Raw genomic sequence first — 21014 nt, 5'->3', positions numbered from 1 at the left:
CGCCGGTGTCACACCGGGTGCGTCAGGGCGGTGTGCAGGGCGCGCATCGAGCGGATCGCCGAGCGGATCTCCTGGAGGTAGCGCCCCGGCGTGAGCGTCTGCTCGGGCAGCACGGCCAGGTCGGCCAGCGCCGGGTCCACCCCGACGGTGTCGATGCCGCAGCCGTACGGCACGGCCAGGGTGCGTAGCGCGTCGCAGTGCTGGAACGGCACGTAGATCGGCGCGGTGACCATCAGCACCTCGTCGCCCGGGGCGAGCTGGACGTGCCCGGCCCAGAACCGCTGTGTGTCGGCGGTGTGCGCGCGCCGCCGGTGCGGTTCGCTGGACGGCGCGGCGAGCACCCGCACCGGCGGCAGGCCCTCCGGCCGATAGGTCCGCGACGACCAGGAGTGGTGCGGGTGCCCGGTGTCGACACCGTCCTGCTCCGCGGGGGCGGCCACCCCGAACACCCGCCGGACGGCCGTGTCGAGCACGTCGACCTCGGTGTCGTCGGCGGGCAGGCCCGCGTCGGCCAGCGTCCGGCGTTCCCAGTCGGACAGCGGTCGGAAGCTGCCCAGCACGGCGACCTCGCCGCGCACCGGCACGCCGGCCCGCAGCAGGTGCGCGGCGTACCCGACCCGGCGCACGCAGGCGTGCGCCAGGCCGCCGAGAACCACCAGGTGGGCGTACGCCGGTCGGGCCGGCGCCACCGGCCGGATCAGGCCGAGGGCCGCCGCCGCCTGGAGCACCAGCTCGACGGTGGCGGGGTCGAGGTCCGGCTCCCGGGCGTCGGGCCGCTCGCGGCCGCCCCGGAAGTCCCAGTGTCGGGCGGAGAACTCGTCCAGGAAGCGGAGCACGTCGGCGAGGTCGCCGTCCGGCCAGCTGCCGCCGAAGCGGTCGACCAGCCGGCGAATCGGTTCCCCGCAGATCCACCCGGCGATGCCGGCGGCCGGGTCGCCCGACACCCGGATGGGCAGCGGTACGGGCAGCTCAGGCACCGCCGGATCGTACCGGGCCGGCGGAACGGCGTTCTTGCCGTCCCGTCGTACCCTGGCGGCAGTCGGCGCCCGGGAGGTACCTCGATGACCGATTTGCTCCACCGACCCCGTCGGGTCGGACCGCCCGGCGGGTTCGTCCGGCTGCTGGCGCACACCGACCCGGTCGCCCTGGTCGGCATCCTGCTGTCGATCTCGCTCTCCGTCACGTTGGACCTGACGAACGCGGCGACCGGGGTCGAATCGCTGCTCGCCGGGCTGATGGGCACCACCATCTCGCTGCTGGTGGATTCGCTGGCCCGCGCCGAGCGCCGCTTCCACCTGCGGACGATGCTGGAGGGGCCGTCCTGGCTGGTGCACGCGGTGCCCGAGGTGGTCACCGGCACCCGGGAGGCGGTCGAGCGTCATCCGGGCACCCGGGTCGCCGAGGAGGCCCGACGCCGCTTCGAACGGTTCCGGGTGCAGACCGAGCAGCTGCGCGCCGGGCGGATCATCCGGCCGGGCGACGACTGCCAGGACCTGCTCGGCGGGACCCGCGAGTGCGTACGGCGGCTGGACGCGGTGACCAACGTGATGCCGAGGGCCAGCGGCGAGTTGAGCTGGTGGCGTGGCGACATCGGGCGGCACTACTGGGCGGCCAACGTCGAGGCGCTGGCCCGGGGCGTACGGATCACCCGGGTCTTCCTGCACGCCGGGGTGACCGACGAGCTGGATGAGCTGGTGCGGGCGCAGCGCCGTGCCGGGGTGCGGGTGGGGCTGCTGCCGTGGGGCGTGGTCGAGGCCTCCCGGCACGTCAACCTGACCCTGTGGGACGGCGCCGCGTGCTGGGAGGGCGTGATGAGCGCGCACGGTGAGATCACCGAGAACCAGTACTCGGTCAACGCCGCCGACCTGGCCCGGCTCACCGACGTCTTCGAGGCCTGCGTCGAGGCCGCGACCTTCCTGGACTGACCGCGACTGGACTGACCGCGACCGGAGGGCGGGCCCGCCGATGACCGTGAGCGCTGTGCTGCTGGTGACGGCGGTGGTGTGGGCGGTGAGCCTGATCCGGTCGGTGCGCCTGCGGGCGTTCGTCTACAGTCTCCCGCTGCCGATGTCGCTGGCCCTGGTGAGCACCGGGCACCGGGTGGAGGGCGCGCAACTGCTCGGGGTGCTCGGCCTCAACCTGTTCTTCGTCGTCGTGGCGGTCACCCACCATCGGCTGTGCTGGCCGATCCTGCTCGCCGACGCCGCCGGGATCGCCGGGTACGTGGCGTTCAGTGCGGGCCTGCTCGCCGTGCCGGTGCCGTTCGCGCCGGCGTTGGTGGGCACCGTCGCGCTCTGGGCGCTGGCGATGCTGCTGCTGCGCCGACGCCACCCCGCTCCCGAGCCCGCCGCGCCCGTCACCGGGGCGCATTCGGGGCGACGACTGCCGGCGCCGGTCAAGCTGCTGGTGATCCTGCTCGGCGCGACGCTCACCGGGCTGCTCGGCGAGCTGCTGCGCGCGATGGTGGTGACGTTTCCGTACTCCGGGGTGCTGGTGGCCGTGGAGAGCCGCCGCGACCTGGTGGCGTTCACCCGGCACTTCGCCCGCAACAGCCTGGCGCTGGTCGCTTTCCTGGCGGCGTACCACCGGTGGCAGGACGGCCCGCCGGTCGCCGCCCTGGCCGCCGGCTGGGTGGCCTTCGCACTGGTGGCCGGGGCGCTGCACGCGGCCACGCGGGTCGACGTGATCCGTAGCCGCAAGAGCGCCACCGCGGCCGGCTGACGCACTGTCAGGGACGGGTGCGCGCTGCGCTACACAGTGGCAGTTGTCCACACCGGCCGCCGGTGGGAGCGTGCGGTATCCACGAACGCCGCTGAAGGGTTGCCACGATGACCGACGACCTGCTGGCCCGGCACCGGGCCGTGCTCCCGTCCTGGATGCCGCTGTACTACGCCGAGCCGATCGAGCTGGTCTCCGGCTCGGGCCGCCGGGTCACCGACGCCCAGGGCCGCAGCTACGTGGACTTCTTCGGCGGCGTGCTGACCAACATGATCGGCTACGACATTCCGGAGATCCGGGAGGCGGTCGAGCGTCAGCTCGCCACCGGCATCGCGCACACCTCGACGCTCTACCTGATCCGCCAGCAGGTGGAGCTGGCCGAGAAGATCGCGCAGCGCTCCGGCATCCCGGACGCGCGGGTGTTCTTCACCAACTCCGGCACCGAGGCGAACGAGGCCGCCCTGCTGGTCGCCACCAACCACCGCCGCTCGCACCAGATCCTGGCCGTGCGCAACAGCTACCACGGCCGGTCGTACGCGGCGATGGGCGTCACCGGCAACCGCAACTGGTCGGCCAGCGGCCTCAACCCCCTCCAGGTGGCCTGGCTGCACTCCGGCGACCGGGTGCGTGGTCTGCTGGCCCGGCTGAGCGCCGAGGAGCAGGTCGACGCGGCGGTGGACGACCTGCGCGAGGTGCTGGCCACCCAGACCGCCGGCGACGTGGCGGCGTTGATCGCCGAGCCGATCCAGGGCGTCGGTGGTTTCGTGCACCCGCCGGACGGGCTTTTCGCGGGCTGGAAGAAGGTCCTCGACGAGCACAGCATCCTGTTCATCGCCGACGAGGTGCAGACCGGCTGGGGGCGTACGGGGGAGCACTTCTGGGGCTACCAGGCGCACGGCGTCACCCCGGACCTGCTCACCTTCGCCAAGGGCATCGGCAACGGGTTCGCCCTCGCCGGGGTGGTCGGCCGGGCCGAGGTGCTGGAGTCGGTGCCGGCCATCAGCTTCTCCACGTTCGGCGGCAACCCCATCTCCACGGCGGCCGGCAACGCGGTGCTGGACTACCTGATCGCACACGACCTCCAGGCGAACGCGGCCCGGGTCGGCGCGATCCTCGCCGACGGCCTGCGGTCCGCCGTGGGCGGTCTCGACTGCGTCGCGGAGGTACGCGGGAAGGGGCTGATGCTCGGCGTCGAGTTCGTCCGGCCGGGCACCAGCGAGCCCGATCCGGCGCTGACGAACCGGGTCTTCGAGGCGTGCCGCGACGGCGGGCTGCTCGCGGGCAAGGGCGGCCTGTACGGCAACGTGCTGCGGATGGGTCCACCGTTGACGCTGACCGAGGAGGAGGCCCGCGAGGGCCTGGCGATCCTTGTCGACGCGATCCGCTCGGCGGCGGAGGTGGCGGCGTGAGCACCCGGATCGGGCACTTCATCGACGGCAAGCGGGTCGGCGGCACGTCCGAGCGCCGGGGCGACGTGTTCGACCCGGCGACCGGTCGGCGTACCGCCGAGGTGGAGCTGGCCTCGACCGCGGACGTCGACGTCGCGGTGCGGGCCGCCGTGCTCGCCGCCCGGTCGTGGCGGGACGCGTCGCTGGCGAAGCGGTCGGCGGTGCTGTTCGCGTTCCGGGAGCTGGTGCACGCGCGCCGGGACCGACTCGCCGAGGTGATCACCGCCGAGCACGGCAAGGTGCTCGCCGACGCCGCCGGGGAGGTGCAGCGCGGCCTGGAGGTGATCGAGTACGCCTGCGGCCTGCCCTCGGCGCTGCGCGGCGCGTTCAGCGAGAACGTCTCCACCGAGGTCGACTCGTACACGATCCGGCAGCCGCTCGGGGTGGTCGCGGTGATCTCCCCGTTCAACTTCCCGGTGATGGTGCCGCTGTGGTTCGTGCCGGTCGCGGTGGCGTGCGGCAACGCGGTGGTGCTCAAGCCGAGTGAGAAGGACCCGAGCGCGGCGCTGCTGCTGGCCGAGTGGTTCGCCGAGGCGGGCCTGCCCGACGGGGTGCTGAACGTGGTCAACGGCGACAAGGAGGCGGTCGACGCGCTGCTGGACCACCCGGAGGTGCGGTCGGTGTCGTTCGTCGGCTCCACCCCGATCGCCCGGTACGTCTACCAGCGCGGCACCGCCGCCGGCAAGCGGGTGCAGGCGCTCGGCGGGGCGAAGAACCACATGGTGGTGCTCCCCGACGCCGACCTGGACCTGGCCGCCGACGCGGCCGTCAACGCCGGGTTCGGGTCGGCGGGGGAGCGGTGCATGGCCATCTCGGTGCTGGTGGCGGTGGAGCCGGTGGCGGACGCGCTGGTCGAGCGGATCGCCGCGCGGCTGGCCGGCCTGCGTACCGGCGACGGCCGGCGCGGCTGCGACATGGGCCCGCTGGTCACCGCCGCGCACGCCGCGAAGGTGCGCGCCTACGTGGACGCCGGGGTGGCCGCCGGCGCGGTGCCCGTGGTGGACGGGCGGGACGTGACGCCGGACGGCGACCCGGACGGCTTCTGGCTGGGCCCGACGCTGTTCGACCGGGTGACCCCGCAGATGTCGATCTACACGGACGAGATCTTCGGGCCGGTGCTGAGCGTCGTGCGGGTCGGCTCGTACGACGAGGCGGTGGAGCTGGTCAACGCCAGCCCGTACGGCAACGGCACGGCGATCTTCACCAACGACGGCGGTGCGGCCCGGCGCTACCAGCACGAGGTGGAGGTGGGCATGGTCGGGATCAACGTGCCGATCCCGGTGCCGATGGCGTACCACTCGTTCGGCGGCTGGAAGTCCTCGCTCTTCGGCGACCTGCACGCGCACGGCGAGGACGGGGTGCGGTTCTTCACCCGGGGCAAGGTGGTCACCAGCCGGTGGCTGGACCCGCGCCACGGCGGCGTCAACCTCGGGTTCCCCACCCAGACCTGAGCAGCCGCAGCACGCCCGCCCCGGCCAGGTACGCCAGCAGCGCCGGGACGGGCGTGCCGAGCGGTTCCGGGGTTCGCGCCGGGGTCGCGCTGTTGATCAGCAGCGCGGCCACCACGGCGGCGTAGCCGGCCACGGTCAGCGCCGTCCGGGTCGTGGTGCCGCCGCCGGCCCGGCGCGCGGTGCGGTACCGGCTGCTGCGGGCCTCCACCGGCTCGAAGATGGCGACCAGGATCGCCAGGACCACCGCGAGCAGCAGCAGCCAGGGCAGCCGCCACGCCCACCAGGCCGCCGAGCCGACCGCCGGGGTGGGCAGCGTCCCGGTCGCGTCGAGCAGGCCGACCAGCAGGACGGCGGCGCTCAGGTGCCAGAGGAAGACGGTCAGCACCACCAGGTTTACCCCGATCACGAGCTGCCATGGGCCGGTGCGGCGCAGCAGGCGCTCCGCCGGGCCGCGTAGCAGCAGGATCAGGCCGAGCTGGGTGGCGGCGACGGCCAGCAGCGCGAGGCTGGGCGGCGCGGCGTTGTCCAGCCGCTCGCCGGGCACGTGCAGCATGGACACCGGCCAGGGGCCGAGCACGGTGAGCAGGAGCAGCGCGGCCAGCCCGCCGGCCAGGAACACCACGCCGGCCCGGCGGGAGGTGGGCAGCCGGCGTCGGCGTACCCCCGGATGGTCGGGCGCCGACGGCCCGGCGACTCCGGCCACGCCGGGCGGGGCGGCGCGGGCGTCGTGCCAGGCGAAGCCGAGCTGGTGCACGGCCAGCCAGCCGAACAGGTAGTTGCCGTACGCCAGCTCTTCCCGCCCGGTCAGCCGGGCCAGGTCGCCGACGCCGACCAGGGCGACGAGCACCAGCGGGACGGCGAGGCCGAAGCGGCGGTGCAGCGCGTACATCGGTGGGGTGAGCGCGACCACCGCCAGGTAGGCGACCAGGAACCAGAGCGGGATGGTGGCGAACCAGACCACCTCGCGGATCCGGGTCGGGTCGGCGTCGAGCAGCCGGGCCACCGCCGCCGCGGCGCAGAGCACCAGCACCAGCACGCTGGTGGGGCGCACCAGCCGGGCGCTGCGGTCGAGCAGCCAGCCGGCGGCGTCGCCGTCGCGGGCCCGCAGCCGGGTCAGCGAGGCCGCGTTGGCGTAGCCGCCGACGAGGAAGAAGACCGGCATCACCTGGGCCACCCAGGTCAGCGGGTACGCCCAGGGCAGGTCGCCGAGCGCGGAGTGCCCGGTGGGCCGGCCGGAGGCGTCCCGTCCGATCACCGTGACGCCCCAGTGTCCGAGGATGACCATGGTGATGGCCAGGGCGCGGAGCAGGTCGATGTACCGCTCCCGGCTGGGCGGGGTGCGCTCCGCGAGCTGGCGCAGGCGGTGCATCGCCTCAGGGTATGCGACCCGGTGTTGGCCGGTGGTGATAACGGTTCGGCTGCCGGGGGTTGAAGTCCGGGCGTCGCTGCCGTAGAAATTCTTCAACGACTTCGTGTCAAATGAAGACAAGCAACACATCCCCCCCAGCGCCTCGATGCGACGGACGCCACCCCCATCACCGGCGCCCGCCCGACCCGACCCGAGGAGACATCATGAACAGGCGTGACATCCTGCGGCGCAGCGCCGCCGCCGGCCTGCTGGCCACCCCCGCCGCCGGCCTGCTGACGGGCTGCGCCACCGGCGGCGGCGACGACAAGAGCGACGCCAACGCCTACAAGGGCACCAAGAGCGAGCAGAACCCGCTCGGCGTGAAGGAGGACGCTCCGCTCGAGGTGGTGATCTTCGGCGGTGGGTTCGGCGACGACTACGCCAAGGCCCACGAGACCATGTACACCGAGCGGTACCCGAAGGCGACGATCAAGCACTCCGTCACCCAGGAGATCAGCAAGACCCTTCAGCCGCGCTTCGTCGACGGCACCCCGCCGGACGTGGTCAACAACTCCGGCACCGGCCAGATCGACTTCAACGGCCTGGTCAGCCAGAACGCCCTCGCCGACCTCGGCGAGCTGCTCGCCGCCCCGAGCCTCGACGTCCCCGGCAAGACGGTCAAGGACACCCTGCTGCCCGGCGCGGTCGAGATCGGCTCGTACGACGGCAAGTTCCTGGTGATGAACTACACCTACACCGCGTACGGCATCTGGCACTCCAGCAAGCTGTTCACGGATCGCAAGTGGGAGTACGCCAAGACCTGGGACGACCACATCGCGCTCTGCAAGCAGATCAAGGCCGCCGGCATCGCTCCCTGGACGTACGCCGGCATCCACCCGCGCTACATGAGCTGGCCGCTGATCTCCACCGCGATCAAGTTCGGCGGCCCGTCGGTGGCCACCGCCCTCGACAACCTGGAGCCGAACGCCTGGAAGTCAGACGCGATGAAGGCCGCAGCCGACGCCTGGCACCAGATCGTCAAGGACAAGTACATCCTGGAGGGCTCGCCCGGCCTCGACCACAAGCAGTCGCAGACGGCCTGGTGCCAGGGCAAGGCCGCGTTCATCTCCTGCGGCTCCTGGCTGGAGAGCGAGCAGAAGGACGTCACCCCGGCCGGCTTCAACATGACCATCGCGCCGACGCCGAGCCTGGGCAGCGGCGACAAGCTGCCGTTCGAGGCGATCCGGGGCACCGCCGGCGAGCCGTTCATGGTGCCGGCCAAGGCCCGCAACGTCGCCGGCGGCCTGGAGTACTTCCGGACCATGCTGTCCAAGAAGGGCGCCCAGGACTTCACGAAGAAGGTCGCCAGCCTCACCGTGGTGGCCGGCGCCACCGAGGGCGTCGAGCTGCCGTACGGGCTGAGCACCGTGGTCAAGGCACTGGACGCGTCCGGCGCCAACGGCTTCAACTGGGTCTACAACAACTTCTACCGCAAGCTGGAGCGCAACCTCGTCGACGCCGCGTGCGGCGAGTTCTTCAGCGGCCGGATCGGCCCGGCGGACTTCCTCGACCAGTGCCAGAAGGGCGCCGACTCGATCGCCCAGGACAGCTCGATCAAGAAGTTCAAGCGGGCAGCGTGACGCCCCGGCCGGTGGGGGCGGACGGCCCCCACCGGCCGCACCACGGGAAGTAGGTCCTCATCGTGAGACATGGCAAGTGGCCGCTGATCGTCACCTTCCTGGTGCCGCCGGTGCTGCTGTACGTCGTCTTCGTCGTGTCGCCGTACCTCCAGGCGTTTCAGATCTCCACCACCGACTGGCTCGGCTACTCAGCCGACGCCAACTCGGTCGGCCTGGCGAACTTCAAGACCCTGTGGAACGACGGGTACGTCTGGAACGCGTTGCAGAACAACGCGATCCTGCTGGCGCTGGTGCCGGTGCTGACCATCGTGCTCGGGCTCTTCTTCGCCACCATGCTCGCCATGGGTGGGCGTAAGGGCCGCGCCGGGGTGACCGGGGTACGCGGCGGTGCGCTCTACCGCACGGTGTACTTCTTCCCGCAGGTGCTCTCCGTGGTGATCATCGCGCTGCTCTGGAAGGAGGTCTACCACCCCAACCAGGGGCTGCTCACCAGTGGGCTGCACGCCGTCGGCCTCCCCGCGCCGACCTGGCTCGGCGACCCGGCGACCGCCTTCTGGTGCGTGCTGGCCGTGATGGTCTGGAGCAACGTCGGTTTCTACGTGGTGCTGTTCGGCGCGGCCATGTCGGCCGTTCCCAAGGAGATCTACGAGGCGGTGCTGCTCGACGGCGCGTCCCGGTTCACCACGCTGCGCCGGGTCACGCTGCCGCTGCTCTGGGACACCGTCCAGGTCGCCTGGGTCTACCTGGCCATCTTCGCCCTGGACGGGTTCATCCTCGTGCAGCTGATGACCAACGGCGGGCCGAACTTCTCCACCGACGTGATCGGCGTACGGATGTACGACACCGCCTTCGGCAGCGAGACCAAGTTCGGCTACGCCTCGGCCATCGGCGTGGTGATGTTCTTCCTGACCCTCTCGGTGGCGGCGCTGTCGCTGCGGGTCGGCCGGCGCGATCGGATCGAGTACTCGTGACCACACTGGACAAGCCCACCACCACCGCCACCGCTCCGACGTCCGCCGCCGGCCGGGACCGCCCGATCCGCCGCGAACTCGGCGTGGCCAACGTCTTCTCGCACGGGTTCCTGCTGATCTGGGGCCTGCTCACCGTTCTGCCGCTGCTGTGGATGTTCATCAGCTCGTTCAAGACCAACGGCGAGATCCTGGCCGACCCGTGGGGGCTGCCCGGGGCGCTGCACTGGGACAACTGGGCGCGGGCCTGGACCGGCGCGCACATCGGCCGGTACTTCCTCAACAGCCTGGTGGTGGTGGCCGGCTCGGTCAGCCTCACCATGCTGATGGGCGCCACCGCCGCGTACGTCTTCGCCCGGTACGAGTTCCGTGGCCGGCAGTTCGTCTACTACCTCTTCGTGGGCGGGCTGATGTTCCCGGTGTTCCTCGCCCTGGTGCCGCTCTTCTTCGTGGTCCGCAACGCCGGCCTCTTCGGCACCTGGACTGGCCTGATCCTGGTGTACGCGGCCTACTCGCTGCCGTTCACGGTGTTCTTCCTGACCGCGTTCTTCCGGACGCTGCCGACCTCGGTGGCCGAGGCCGCGATGGTCGACGGCTGCGGTCACTTCCGGCTGTTCTTCCGGGTGATGCTGCCGATGGCGCGTCCGGGACTGATCAGTGTGGCGCTCTTCAACTTCCTCAGCCACTGGAACCAGTTCCTGTTACCCCAGGTGTTGATGCAGGGCGACGAGTCCAAGTGGGTGCTCGCCCAGGGGCTGTTCGCCCTGTCGGTCAGTCAGGGCTACGCCGGCGACTACGCCCGGCTCTTCGCCGGGCTGAGCATCGCCGTGCTGCCGGTGCTCGCCGTGTACGTGGGCTTCCAGCGACAGGTGCAGACCGGGCTGACCGCGGGCCAGCTCAAGTAGGGGCCGCCGCTTGACCGGTAGGAAAACTCCTACCTATTGTGGTCGGCATGACCGTGACCCACGTGCAACTGCTCTCCGTGCCCGTCGCCGACCAGGACCGGGCCCGGGACTTCTACGTCGACGTGCTCGGGTTCGACCTGATCTGGGACAACCCGATGGGCCCCGACGGCGGGCGCTGGGTACAGGTCGCGCCGCCGGGTGCCGCCACCGCCCTGACCCTGGTCACCTGGTTCCCGACCATGGCGCCCGGGTCGCTCAAGGGCCTGGTGCTGGAGACCGACGACCTGGACGCGGACGTCGCCCGGCTCCGGGAGCGGGGGGTGGACTTCGCCGACGGAGGCGTCCGGTCCGCCCCCTGGGGCCGGTACGCCACCTTCGACGACCCGGACGGCAACGGCATCGTCCTGCAGGCGACCCGTGTCTGAGTCGGACGTCTTCGCGGCGCTCGCCAACCCGACCCGCCGGGAGCTGCTGCGGCTGCTGCGCGACGGCGGCCAGCAGCCGGTGCAGCGGCTCGCGGACCACTTCGACATGCGTCGGCCGAGCCTGTCCGAGCACCTCAAGGTGCTCAAGGAAGCCGGCCTCGTGACCGAGCGGCCAGTCGGCCGGCAACGGCTGTACGCACTGCGGCCGGAGCCACTACGCGAGGTCGCCGACTGGCTCAGCCCGTACGAGGCGTACTGGCGCGGTCGCCTCGGTGCGCTGCGCGACGTGCTGGACGAGCTCGACGATGAGTGAGCGCGGCACCATCCGGGTGGATCAGTTCCTGCCCCATCCACCAGCAAAGGTCTGGCGGGCGCTGACCGATCCTGATCTCATCGCCCGCTGGCTGATGCAGACCGACTTCGTGCCCGTCGTCGGCCACCGGTTCACGTTCCGCACCGACCCGCGCCCCGGGTTCGACGGCATCGTGCGCTGCGAGGTGCTCGACCTCGACCCCCAGCGCCTGCTGCGCTGGTCCTGGCGCGGGGGATCGCTGGACACGGTGGTGACCTGGACCCTCCTCCCCGAGGGCCGGGGCACCCGGCTCTTCCTCGAACACTCCGGCTTCGACCCGGACGACCCGCTCCAACAGCGCACGTACGCCCTGCTCGACGGCGGCTGGCGCTCGCACGTCTGGCGCCGCCTGACCAAGGTCCTCGACGCGCCCCCGCCCTAGCCCACCGCACCTCCGCGCCGATGCGCCCCAAGATCCGCACAACATCGGGGATGTTGGGGTCTTCCGCTCCCGGGAGGCAGCAACTTCGGCGATGTTGTGCGGATCTTGGCGCGCGGGCGTGCGGCGTCCGGTGCGGCCCCGCGCGGCGTGGGCTCGGCGGCGCAGCGGGGAGGCGTCGGCGGCGGGTCAGGAGGTGGTGGGGAAGAGGCGGGCGTGCAGGGCCGTCGGGTCGGTGACCTCGGGTAACTCGCGGGCGGCGAGCCAGGCCGCGGCGGCGGCCCCGTCGCCGGCGGTGCGCAGCGGGGCGTCCGGCCAGTGCCGGCCGACCTCGGATCGGACGGCGGCGGCCAGCGGGGTCTCCCCGGTGAGCAGACCGCCGCCGAGCACGACCGGTGTCACCGCTCCGGCCGGGCGGATCCGGCCCACGCTGTCGACCAGGTGAGCGGCCGCCTCGGCGACCAGCGCGGTGGCGACCGGTTCGCCGTCGGCGGCGGCGGTGACGACCAGCGGGGCCAGCCGGGCCAGCTCGATCGGGGGTCGGCGGGTCACCGCCTGGATCGTGGCGTCCACAGTGTCCCGTGGGCGGGCGGCGATCTCGGCGCTGCCCATCAGTTCGGTGAGCACCGCCGTGGTCAGCGCGCCGGGGGTGCGGCCGGTGTCCAGGTCGGCGAGCAGCCGGCGGACCGACTCGCGGCCCAGCCAGTACCCGGACCCGGCGTCGCCGAGCAGCCAGCCGTGCCCGTCGGCGACCCGGTCGAGCCGTAGGTCGCGGACCTGTGCGGTGATCGCCCCGGTGCCGGCGATGAGCACCGTGCCGTCCGGGGCGGCGGTGCCGGAGGCGTAGGCCACCAGGGCGTCGCCGTGCACGGCGTACGGGCAGCGCAGTCCGGCGTCCTGCCAGGCCCGGTCGAAGGCGGCCCGGCCGGCGGGGTCGGCGAGCAGTCGGGCCGCACCGGCCAGCCCGATGGTGCCGGCCGCCACCCGGGTCGGGTCGACGTCGGTGAGCGCACCGCGCAGGGCCCTCAGCAGCTCTGTGGCGGCCCGTTCGGCGCCGTGGCTGGTGGGGTTGCCGCCGCCGGCTCGGCCGGTGCCCAGGCGCTCGCCGGTGAGGGTCAGGGTGGTCGCCCGGGTGGACGTACCGCCGACGTCGAGACCGATCACGAGGGCGTCGGACATCGGCACGGCCTCCTTGCGCTCGCGCGGCGACGGGCCCTGTTCATGCTGGTCGGCACCGTCGCGCGGGGCAAGATCTGGCCGGCGCGGCGGCTTGTGCGCCAGGTAACAGTTTGAAAACTTCGCCCACAGTCTTGACACGGAGGGGCGTTCAGTAAGAACTTTTACCACTAACAGTTAACAGTCTTTTCGGAAAGGGTAGGCGTCGCATGGTTGATCACGAGGTGGACACCTCCGCGGGGACCGCGGTGGTCGACGCCGACGCGTTCAACCGGCGCGGGGCGCTCGGGTCCGCCTCCGACGGCGTGCTGGCCCGCGTCCGCAACGGGCTCGGTGAGCTGACCGGCGCGCTGCGCCGGGTCGCCGAGCACGTGCTGAGCGACCCGGAGGCGGCCGCCCGGTCCACCATAGTGGAACTCGCCGAACGCAGCGGCACGTCACCGGCGACGATCACCCGGTTCTGCCGCGCGATGGGCTTCGAGGGCTACGCCGACCTGCGGCTCGGCATCGCCGCCGAGACCGGTCGCGCCCGTTCGGCCGGCTGGACCATCGACATCGGTCGGGAGATCCAGCCGAGTGACCCGCTGGTCCGGGTGCTCAACCAGATCATGGCCGCCGACACCCGCGCCATGCACGACACCGCCGCGCTGCTCGACCTCGCCGAGGTGGAGCGGGCCGCGGTGGCGATCGCCGGCGCCAGCAGGGTGAACATCTTCGGCGCCAGCGGCAGCGCGCTGGTCGGCGAGGAGATGCAGTTCAGCCTGCACCGCATCGGGGTGGCCGCGTGGGCCTGGAACGACGTGCACGAGGGGTTGGCCAGCGCCGCGCTGCTGCGCGCGGGAGACGTGGCGCTGGGCATCTCGCACACCGGCCAGACCCGGGAGACGATCGAGATGCTCGCCGAGGCGGGCAGTCGAGGCGCCACCACGATCGCCCTCACCGGCTTCCCCCGCTCACCCCTGGCGGAGCTGGCCGACATCGTGCTGCTCACCGCCAGCCAGGCGACCACCTTCCGGCCGGACGCGCTCTCCGCCCGCCACCCCCAGCTGGTGGTGCTCGACCTGCTCTACATCGCCGTGGCCCAGCGCACCCACGACCGCGCGCACGCGGCCTTCCGGCGTACCGCCCAGGCCGTCGACGGGCACAAGGCCGCGAAGGGGGCCCTCGCATGATCAGCGCCCAGGGGTACGCGGACGCGGTCCGCCCGGTGCTCGACCGGCTGCTCGACACCGAGGCCGACGGCATCACCCGGGCCGCCGACCTGATCGCCGACAGCCTGCGTGCCGGCGGTGTGCTCCAGGCGTTCGGCGCCGGGCACTCCGAGGCGTTCGCCGCCGAACTGGTCGCCCGGGCCGGCGGCCTGGTCCCCACCAACCGGCTCTCGGTGCGTGACCTGGTGGTGCACGGCGACGCCCCGCCGGACGTGCTCGCCGACCCCAAGCTCGAACGCGACCCCTCCATCGCCCACCAGATCTACGCGCTCGCGGCGCCCCAGCCGCGGGACGTGTTCGTGGTGGCATCCCAATCCGGCATCAACGGCTCGGTGGTCGAGCTGGCGGCGCTGGTCACCGAGCGCGGTCATCCGTTGATCGCGGTCACCTCGGTCGAGCACACCGCACGGGTGGCGCCGCGGCACCCGTCCGGTCGACGGCTCGCCGACCTCGCCGACGTCGTGCTGGACAATGGCGCGCCGTACGGCGATGCACTGCTGCCGCTCGAGGGCGGCGGCGCGGTCTGTGCGGTCTCCTCGGTCACCACTGCGCTGCTGGCGCAGCTGCTGACGGCGGAGGTCGTACGACGGTTCCACCAGGCCGGAGAGGTGCCCCCTATCTACCTCTCGGCCAACGTCCCCGGCGGGGACGAGCACAACATCGCCCTCGAGTCGCGGTACGCCGGGCGTCTCCGGCGCACCGCCTGACCCGAATTCCACAAGGAGAGACGACGATGTCGATTACCCCCGAGCACCCGGTCGAACTCGACCGCCGTACGGTGCTGCGCCGCGCCGCCGCCGTGGGCATGCTCGCCACTCCGGCCATCGGCCTGCTCAGCGCCTGCGCCACCAGCGGCGACGACAAGGACAACGAGCAGGTCGCCGGCGGCACCAAGAGCGCGACCAACCCGCTGGGCGTCAAGGAGGACGCCCCGATCGAGGTGATCATCTTCAACGGCGGCTACGGCGAGAAGTACGCCACCGACGTGCACGAGCCGCTCTACAAGAAGGCGTTCCCGAAGTCCGAGGTCAAGCACCAGGCGACCCAGGCGGTCTCCACGGTGCTCCAGCCGCGCTTCGCCGGCGGCAACCCGCCGGAGTTCGTCAACAACTCCGGCGAGAAGTTCCTCGACTTCGGCGCGCTCGTCAACGACGGCCAGCTGCAGGACCTCACCGAGCTGTGGGACGCGCCGTCGGTCGACGACGCGAGCAAGAAGGTCCGCGACACCGTCATCCCGGGCGTTGTCGAGCAGGGCATGTTCAACACCGCCGACGGGGGGCGCAAGCCGTTCGTCCTGTACTACGTCTCGACGGTCTACGGGATCTGGTACTCCGGCAAGCTCTTCAAGGACAACGGGTGGACCGCGCCCACCAACTGGGAGCAGTTCAAGGCGCTCTGCGAGCAGATCAAGGCCAAGGGCATCACCCCGTACGGCTACGCCGGGGCGAACGCGGCCTACTACCAGTGGAACGTGATCCTCACCCAGGCCGCGAAGATCGGCGGGACCGACGTCCTGAAGAACATCGACAACCTGGAGGACGGCGCCTGGAAGCAGGACGCCGTCAAGCAGGCTGCCGAGGCGTGGGCCGAGATCGGCGCGAAGTACTCGGACAAGAGCTTCGAGGGGCTCAAGCACACCGACGTGCAGCTGCGGCAGAACCAGGGCAAGGTCGCCTTCTACCCGTCCGGTGACTGGCTGGAGAACGAGCAGAAGAAGGACACGCCGGCGGGCTTCACCTACCAGCTCATGCCGGTGCCGAGCCTCACCGCGTCGGACAAGCTGCCGGCGACCGCTATCCGGGCGGCCGGTGGCGAGGGATACTTCGTCTCGTCCAAGAGCAAGAACCCGCGTGGTGGCATGGAGTACATGCGCCAGATGCTGTCGAAGGCGGGCGCCCGGGGCTTCACCGAGACCGTCGGTGCGGCTACGGTCGTGCCGGCCGGCAGCGAGGGCTTCCAGTTCCCGCCGGGTGTGGCCAGCGCCCAGGCCGCGTTGAAGGCAGCCGGCCAGGACGTGTTCAACATGCTCTTCGACAACTGGTACAAGGAGCTCGACACGGAGGCGCGTACCGCCACCAACGAGCTGATGTTCGGCCGGATCAAGGCGGACGCGTTCGTGGAGCGGATCCAGAAGCGCGCCGACGCGATCAAGAAGGATTCCTCCGTCACCAAGTTCAAGCGCTGATCGGAGCGTAGGGGTCATGCGGCACGGCAAGTATCCGTTCGTGATCGGGTTCCTGTTCGCCCCGGTCACGCTGTACGTGGTCTTCGTCATCGCGCCGTACGCGCAGGCGTTCCAGATCTCGATGACCAACTGGCGGGGGCTGTCGGCCCCGCAGTGGGTGGGCTTCGACAACTACCGGAGGCTGCTCGACGACGGCAGCTTCTGGAAGGCGGTCCAGCACCACGGCGTACTGCTGCTTGCCCTGCCGCTGATCACCATCGCCATCGCCCTGTTCTTTTCGTTCCTGCTCAACGTGGGCGGCAAGAGCAGCGGCGGGCAACGCCAGGGGGTCTGGGGGGCGAAGTTCTACCGGGTGGTGTTCTTCTTCCCCCAGGTCCTGGCGGTGGCCATCATCGCGGTGCTGTTCCAGATGGTCTACCGGCCCAACGAGTCCGGCCTGATCAACGGCGTGCTGATGAAGCTCGGTTTCGATCCGGTGCTCTTCCTGATCCGGCCGAACCTGGCCCTCTGGTCGATCATCGCGGTGCTGGTCTGGCAGGCGGTCGGCTTCTACGTGGTGCTCTTCTCGGCCGGGATGGCCTCCATCCCGGGTGAGATCTACGAGGCCGCCGAGATGGACGGGGCGACCAAGGTGACCCTGTTCTTCCGGGTCACCCTCCCGCTGCTCTGGGACACCCTCCAGGTCGCCTGGGTCTACCTGGGCATCGCGGCGTTCGACGCGTTCGCCATCGTCGCGGTGCTCTCCGTGGACGGCGGCGGCCCGGACGGCGCCACCACCGTGCTGGCCATGGAGATCTACCGCAACGCGTTCGTCTACTCGAAATACGGCTACGCCTCCGCGATGGGTGTGGCGCTCTTCTTCCTGACCCTCACGTTCGCGGCGCTGACGCTGCGGCTCACCAAGCGGGAAAGCGTGGAGTACTGATGAACCCGCAGTCGACGCTGCCGCCGACGCCGGCGGCGCTACCGCCGAAGACCGGCGACCCGGGCGCCCCCGGTAAGCAGGGGCCGAAGGGCCCTCGCTCGGAGGCGCGGCTCTTCGCCGGCCTGGGGCACATCGCGCTCGCCGTGTGGGCGGTGATCGTGATCGTGCCGATCCTCTGGACCTTCCTCGCCGCGTTCAAGAACACCACCGAGATCTTCAGCAGCCCGTGGACGCTCCCGGCGGAACTGCGCTGGGAGAACTTCGGCCGGGCCTGGACGACCGCACGCGTCGGCCGGTACTTCATCAACAGCGTCATCGTGGTCGGGTGCAGCACCTTCGGCACGATGCTGCTGGGCTCGATGGCGGCGTACGTGCTGGCCAGGTACAAGTTCTGGGGCAACCGGGCGATCTACTATCTCTTCGTGTCCGGGTTGGCCTTCCCGGTCTTCCTGGCGCTGGTGCCGCTCTTCTTCGTGGTGAAGAACCTGGGCCTGCTGGACACCCACACCGGGGTGGTGCTGGTCTACATCGCGTACTCGCTGCCGTTCACGATCTTCTTCCTGGCCGCGTTCTTCAAGACGCTGCCGTCGTCGGTGGCGGAGGCGGGGTTGATCGACGGCTGCGGGCACACCCGGCTGTTCTTCCAGGTCATGATGCCGATGGCGAAGCCGGGCCTGATCAGCGTCGCGATCTTCAACATCATCGGTCAGTGGGCGCAGTACCAACTTCCCCTGGTGCTGCTCAGCAACGCGAAGGACAAGTGGGTGCTCACCCAGGGCATCGCGGACATCTCGGTCAACGCCGGCTACGAGGCGGACTGGTCCGGACTGTTCGCCGCGCTGACCATCGCCATCCTCCCGATGATCATTGTGTACGCGATCTTCCAGCGTCAGATCCAGGCCGGCCTCACCTCCGGCGCCGTCAAGTAGGTCCGTTGGTTAATTGAAGGGCACCGGGCGTCCGCCCGGTGCCCTTCGGTTCATCGTGGACGCTCGTCGGCGTGGGCGTGCCAGGAGTGCCACAGAGCGGCGTACGCCCCGCCGGCCGCCACCAGGTCGTCGTGGCTGCCGATCTCGGTGATCCGGCCGTCCGCCAGGACGGCGACCCGGTCGGCGTCGTGCGCGGTGTTGAGCCGGTGCGCGATGGCGATGACGGTCCGCCCGACGAGCACGGCGGCCAGGGCCCGCTCGGTGCGCCGGGCGGTCGTCGGATCGAGCGCGGCGGTCGCCTCGTCCAGGATCAGCGTGTGCGGGTCGGCGAGCACCAACCGGGCCAGCGCCAGTTGCTGCGCCTCGGCGGCGCCGAGCTGCCGGGCGCCGTCCCCGAGCACGGTGTCCAGGCCGTCGGGCAGGTCGGGGTACCAGTCGGCGCCCACCGTGACCAGCGCGGAGAGCATCTGCCCGTCGGAGGCGTCCGGGGCGGCGAACGCGAGGTTGTCGCGTAGCGAGCCGATGAAGACGTGGTGTTCCTGGGTGACCAGGGCGATCCGGCGACGACGCTCGGCGGGGTCGAGGTCGGTCACCGGGCAACCACCGATGCTGACGACACCGCGGCGCGGCGCGTCGATCCCGGCCAGCAGCCGGGCCAGGGTGGACTTGCCGGCCCCCGACGGGCCGACGACAGCCAGCCGTTCACCGGGCCGCACCTCCAGGTCGATGCCGTGCAGCACGTCGCGCCCGCCGCCGTACGAGAACCGCGCCTCGCGCACGACGAGTCGCTCGCCCCGTGAGGTGGCCACCGTGCCGGGCGGTTCCGGCGGGACCAGGCCGACGCCGAGCACCCGGGCGAACGACGCGAAGCCGCGCTGCGCCTGCTCGGTCCACTGCAACAGCCGGTCCAGCGGGTCGATCGCCTGCTGAAGGTAGAGCGCGGCGGCGACCACCGCGCCGAGCGACACCATCTCCTCGGAGAGCAGATACCCGCCGACGAGAAGGACCATGGCGACCGGCAGCGGATAGCTGGCCTCCACCACGGTGAAGAACACGGTGCGCAGCGCGAGCGTCGCCCGCCGGGCCCGCCACACCAGGGCGATGCGGGTGGTGCCGTGCCGGATCCGGTCGTCGGCCAGCCCCAGCGCCTCGACGGTGCGGGCGCCCTCGGCGGTGGTGGTCAGCGTCTCGGTCAGCTCCGCGGCCGCCGCACCCTCCACGAGGTACGCGGAACTCGCCCGCCGCAGGTACCAGCGGGTCACCGCCCAGATCGACGGCAGCCCGGCCAGCGCCGCCAGCCCGAGCAGCGGGTGCAGCAGGAAGACCGCCCCGAACAGCAGCGCCAGCTGCACCGAGGCGATGACGATGGTCGGCACCACGTCCCGGACCGTGGTGCCCACCGTCGCCACGTCGACGGAACTGCGGGTGGCCAGGTCCCCGGAACCGGCCCGCTCGACGACCGAGACGGGCAGCCCGAGCGTGCGGTTGACGAACTCCTCGCGCAGGTCCGCGACGGCCCGCTCCCCGAACCGGTGCCCGGCGTACTGCGCGTAGCGGGAGAGCAACGCGCTCACCAGGACGCATCCGCCGATCGCCAGCGCCAGCCGGTCCACGGTGGCCACACCGGCGCCCGCGGTGACCCGGTCGACGATGGTGCCCAGCAGCCACGGCGGGGCGAGCCCCGCGACCGCGGCGGCGCTGTGCAGCGCCAGCACGACGCCGACCGCCCGCCGGTGCCGGCGGATCAGTTCCCGCAGCGCCCGGCGCACGGTCCGGCGGTCCGCCACCGGCAGTCGGCTCACGGGTAGGCCCCCTCGGCGTCGGCGTCGGCGTCTCGATCGAGGTCGGGATCGGCGCTGTCCCGGGCCACCAGGTGCCGGTAGCCGGGGTCCTGATCGAGCAGGTCGGTGTGGGTGCCCGTGGCGACGATCCGGCCCGTACGCAGGTGGGCGACCAGATCGGTCCGGCTCAGCAGCAGCGGCGAGGTGGCGAGCACGACGGTCGTCCGTCCGGCCCGCGCGACACGGAGCCGTTCGGCGATCCGCGCCTCGGTGTGCGCGTCCACCGCCGACGTCGGGTCGACGAGGATCAGCACCTCCGGCTCGGCGAGCAGGGCCCGGGCCAGGCGGACCCGCTGGCGCTGGCCGCCCGAGAGCGTACGGGCGCGGGCGTCGATCACGGTGTCCAGCCCGTCCGGCAGCGCCTCGACGATGTCCTCGGCCGACGCGGCACGCAGCGCCGCGGTGATCCGGTCGTCGTCGGCCCGCGGCCCGTCGGCGTCGTCGGAGTCCGTCCGGGAGAGCAGGATGTCCCGCAGCGTGCCGGGGAACAGGTACGAGTCGTGATCGGCGACCAGGATGCGCGCGCGGACCTCGTCCAGGGCGATCCCGGTCAGCGGCACACCGCCCCAGGTGGACTCGCTGGCCACGTACCGGCCGAGCCGGTCGGCCAGGGCCAGCGCCGCCGATGGTTCGTCGGCGGCCACGCCGATCAGCCGGCCGACGGGGACGGTCAGCCCGGTCACCGGGTCGTGCAGGTCCGCGGGGTGCTCCGGCGCGGCCACGACATCCGGGCGGCGCCGGTCGGGAATGCCGTCCTGGCGATCCGGTGCGCTGCGCGGGCCGCCGACGTCGTCCGGGTTCAGCTTCAGCAGGTCGACGATCCGGCGGGCGGCGACCCGCCCGCGGATCAGTTGGTGGCTGCCTTCGAGCAGGAACCACACCGGCACGATCAGGGTCGCCACGTAGCCGTAGACGGCGACCAGCTCACCGATCGTGACGTCACCGGTCACCGCCATCCGGGCCGTCAACCACACCACCGCCGCCAGGAACAGGCCGGGGATGGCGACCGTCGCCGCGTCGATCCAGCTGTTGACCGCGCCGACCCGGTAGCCCTCGGCGAGCAGGTCGCGGGATCTGGCCGCGTACCGGCGGGCGAACAGGTCCCGCCCACCC

20 protein-coding genes are annotated in these 21014 nt (G+C 71.8%); 15 read left to right on the top strand and 5 right to left on the bottom strand.

The genetic code is table 11. The features are described from left to right. Nucleotides 1–8 precede the first annotated feature (8 nt). Nucleotides 9–977 (bottom strand): hypothetical protein, encoded by a 969-nt coding sequence (locus EAD98_RS27605; protein WP_233583998.1) that lies wholly within the window; start codon nt 975–977, stop codon nt 9–11. Nucleotides 978–1061: 84 nt separating this feature from the next. On the opposite strand from EAD98_RS27605, the gene EAD98_RS31085 reads away from it, so the two are divergent. The 4 genes from EAD98_RS31085 to EAD98_RS27590 all read left to right on the top strand — a co-directional run bounded on the left by EAD98_RS31085 (nt 1062) and on the right by EAD98_RS27590 (nt 5617). After that, a complete protein-coding gene (locus EAD98_RS31085; RefSeq protein ID WP_158609843.1) occupies nt 1062–1925 on the top strand; it encodes a hypothetical protein in 864 nt (287 codons plus the stop codon). A gap of 40 nt (nt 1926–1965) precedes the next feature. Further along, a complete protein-coding gene (locus tag EAD98_RS27600) occupies nt 1966–2721 on the top strand; it encodes a hypothetical protein (protein ID WP_121656883.1) in 756 nt (251 codons plus the stop codon). A 107-nt stretch (nt 2722–2828) separates the two neighbouring features. Continuing rightward, on the top strand, nt 2829–4127 hold the full coding sequence (locus tag EAD98_RS27595) for an aspartate aminotransferase family protein (RefSeq protein ID WP_121656882.1): 1299 nt from the start codon (nt 2829–2831) through the stop codon (nt 4125–4127). Beyond that, a complete protein-coding gene (locus EAD98_RS27590) occupies nt 4124–5617 on the top strand; it encodes a CoA-acylating methylmalonate-semialdehyde dehydrogenase (RefSeq protein WP_121656881.1) in 1494 nt (497 codons plus the stop codon). Before EAD98_RS27595 ends, EAD98_RS27590 begins: the two co-directional genes overlap by 4 nt. Here EAD98_RS27590 and EAD98_RS27585 read toward each other — a convergent pair. Next, nucleotides 5589–6986, bottom strand: coding sequence for an acyltransferase (locus tag EAD98_RS27585; RefSeq protein ID WP_121656880.1), 1398 nt, complete (start codon nt 6984–6986; stop codon nt 5589–5591). The genes EAD98_RS27590 and EAD98_RS27585 overlap by 29 nt on opposite strands. Nucleotides 6987–7189: 203 nt before the next feature. Here EAD98_RS27585 and ngcE (EAD98_RS27580) point away from each other — a divergent pair, with 203 nt between their 5' ends. The 6 genes from ngcE (EAD98_RS27580) to EAD98_RS27555 all read left to right on the top strand — a co-directional run bounded on the left by ngcE (EAD98_RS27580) (nt 7190) and on the right by EAD98_RS27555 (nt 11637). Continuing rightward, nucleotides 7190–8605, top strand: a complete 1416-nt coding sequence (gene ngcE, locus EAD98_RS27580; RefSeq protein ID WP_121656879.1) for an N-acetylglucosamine/diacetylchitobiose ABC transporter substrate-binding protein — start codon at nt 7190–7192, stop codon at nt 8603–8605. 62 nt (nt 8606–8667) lie between these two features. Continuing rightward, on the top strand, nt 8668–9576 hold the full coding sequence (locus EAD98_RS27575; RefSeq protein ID WP_121656878.1) for a carbohydrate ABC transporter permease: 909 nt from the start codon (nt 8668–8670) through the stop codon (nt 9574–9576). Next, nucleotides 9573–10478, top strand: a complete 906-nt coding sequence (locus EAD98_RS27570; protein WP_121656877.1) for a carbohydrate ABC transporter permease — start codon at nt 9573–9575, stop codon at nt 10476–10478. The genes EAD98_RS27575 and EAD98_RS27570 overlap by 4 nt, the downstream gene beginning before the upstream one ends. A gap of 47 nt (nt 10479–10525) precedes the next feature. After that, nucleotides 10526–10903: a glyoxalase superfamily protein gene (locus EAD98_RS27565; RefSeq protein WP_121656889.1), complete on the top strand. Its 378-nt coding sequence runs from the start codon at nt 10526–10528 to the stop codon at nt 10901–10903. After that, nucleotides 10896–11216: a helix-turn-helix transcriptional regulator gene (locus tag EAD98_RS27560; RefSeq protein WP_121656876.1), complete on the top strand. Its 321-nt coding sequence runs from the start codon at nt 10896–10898 to the stop codon at nt 11214–11216. Before EAD98_RS27565 ends, EAD98_RS27560 begins: the two co-directional genes overlap by 8 nt. After that, on the top strand, nt 11209–11637 hold the full coding sequence (locus tag EAD98_RS27555) for an SRPBCC domain-containing protein (RefSeq protein WP_121656875.1): 429 nt from the start codon (nt 11209–11211) through the stop codon (nt 11635–11637). Before EAD98_RS27560 ends, EAD98_RS27555 begins: the two co-directional genes overlap by 8 nt. A gap of 186 nt (nt 11638–11823) precedes the next feature. Here EAD98_RS27555 and EAD98_RS27550 read toward each other — a convergent pair whose 3' ends face one another. Further along, entirely contained in the window at nt 11824–12813 is a 990-nt protein-coding gene (locus EAD98_RS27550) for an N-acetylglucosamine kinase (protein ID WP_121656874.1), read from the bottom strand. Between the two features lie 206 nt (nt 12814–13019). Between EAD98_RS27550 and EAD98_RS27545 the strand changes: the two genes are divergently transcribed. The 5 genes from EAD98_RS27545 to EAD98_RS27525 are packed head-to-tail and all read left to right on the top strand — an operon-like array spanning nt 13020 to nt 18060. Continuing rightward, complete coding sequence (locus EAD98_RS27545; protein ID WP_121656873.1) at nt 13020–13982, top strand: MurR/RpiR family transcriptional regulator; 963 nt, start codon at nt 13020–13022, stop codon at nt 13980–13982. Then, nucleotides 13979–14728 (top strand): sugar isomerase domain-containing protein, encoded by a 750-nt coding sequence (locus EAD98_RS27540; RefSeq protein ID WP_121656872.1) that lies wholly within the window; start codon nt 13979–13981, stop codon nt 14726–14728. The genes EAD98_RS27545 and EAD98_RS27540 overlap by 4 nt, the downstream gene beginning before the upstream one ends. Before the next feature lie 26 nt (nt 14729–14754). After that, complete coding sequence (ngcE, locus tag EAD98_RS27535; RefSeq protein ID WP_121656871.1) at nt 14755–16206, top strand: N-acetylglucosamine/diacetylchitobiose ABC transporter substrate-binding protein; 1452 nt, start codon at nt 14755–14757, stop codon at nt 16204–16206. A gap of 16 nt (nt 16207–16222) precedes the next feature. Beyond that, entirely contained in the window at nt 16223–17131 is a 909-nt protein-coding gene (locus EAD98_RS27530; RefSeq protein ID WP_089019947.1) for a carbohydrate ABC transporter permease, read from the top strand. After that, the gene (locus EAD98_RS27525; RefSeq protein ID WP_121656870.1) at nt 17131–18060 is read left to right on the top strand and encodes a carbohydrate ABC transporter permease; all 930 of its coding nucleotides are present in this window, start codon (nt 17131–17133) and stop codon (nt 18058–18060) included. Before EAD98_RS27530 ends, EAD98_RS27525 begins: the two co-directional genes overlap by 1 nt. 50 nt (nt 18061–18110) lie before the next feature. Here EAD98_RS27525 and EAD98_RS27520 read toward each other — a convergent pair whose 3' ends face one another. Together EAD98_RS27520 and EAD98_RS27515 are read right to left on the bottom strand one after the other, a co-directional pair. Beyond that, nucleotides 18111–19862 (bottom strand): ABC transporter ATP-binding protein, encoded by a 1752-nt coding sequence (locus tag EAD98_RS27520; protein WP_121656869.1) that lies wholly within the window; start codon nt 19860–19862, stop codon nt 18111–18113. Beyond that, nucleotides 19859–21014: ABC transporter ATP-binding protein (locus EAD98_RS27515; protein WP_147457502.1), on the bottom strand; the 1156-nt coding region annotated here is incomplete at its 5' end. The genes EAD98_RS27515 and EAD98_RS27520, both read right to left, overlap by 4 nt.

Source organism: Micromonospora sp. CV4 (genome assembly GCF_003667455.1).
GTDB lineage: Bacteria > Actinomycetota > Actinomycetes > Mycobacteriales > Micromonosporaceae > Micromonospora.
This window is presented reverse-complemented; position numbering and strand designations above follow the sequence as displayed.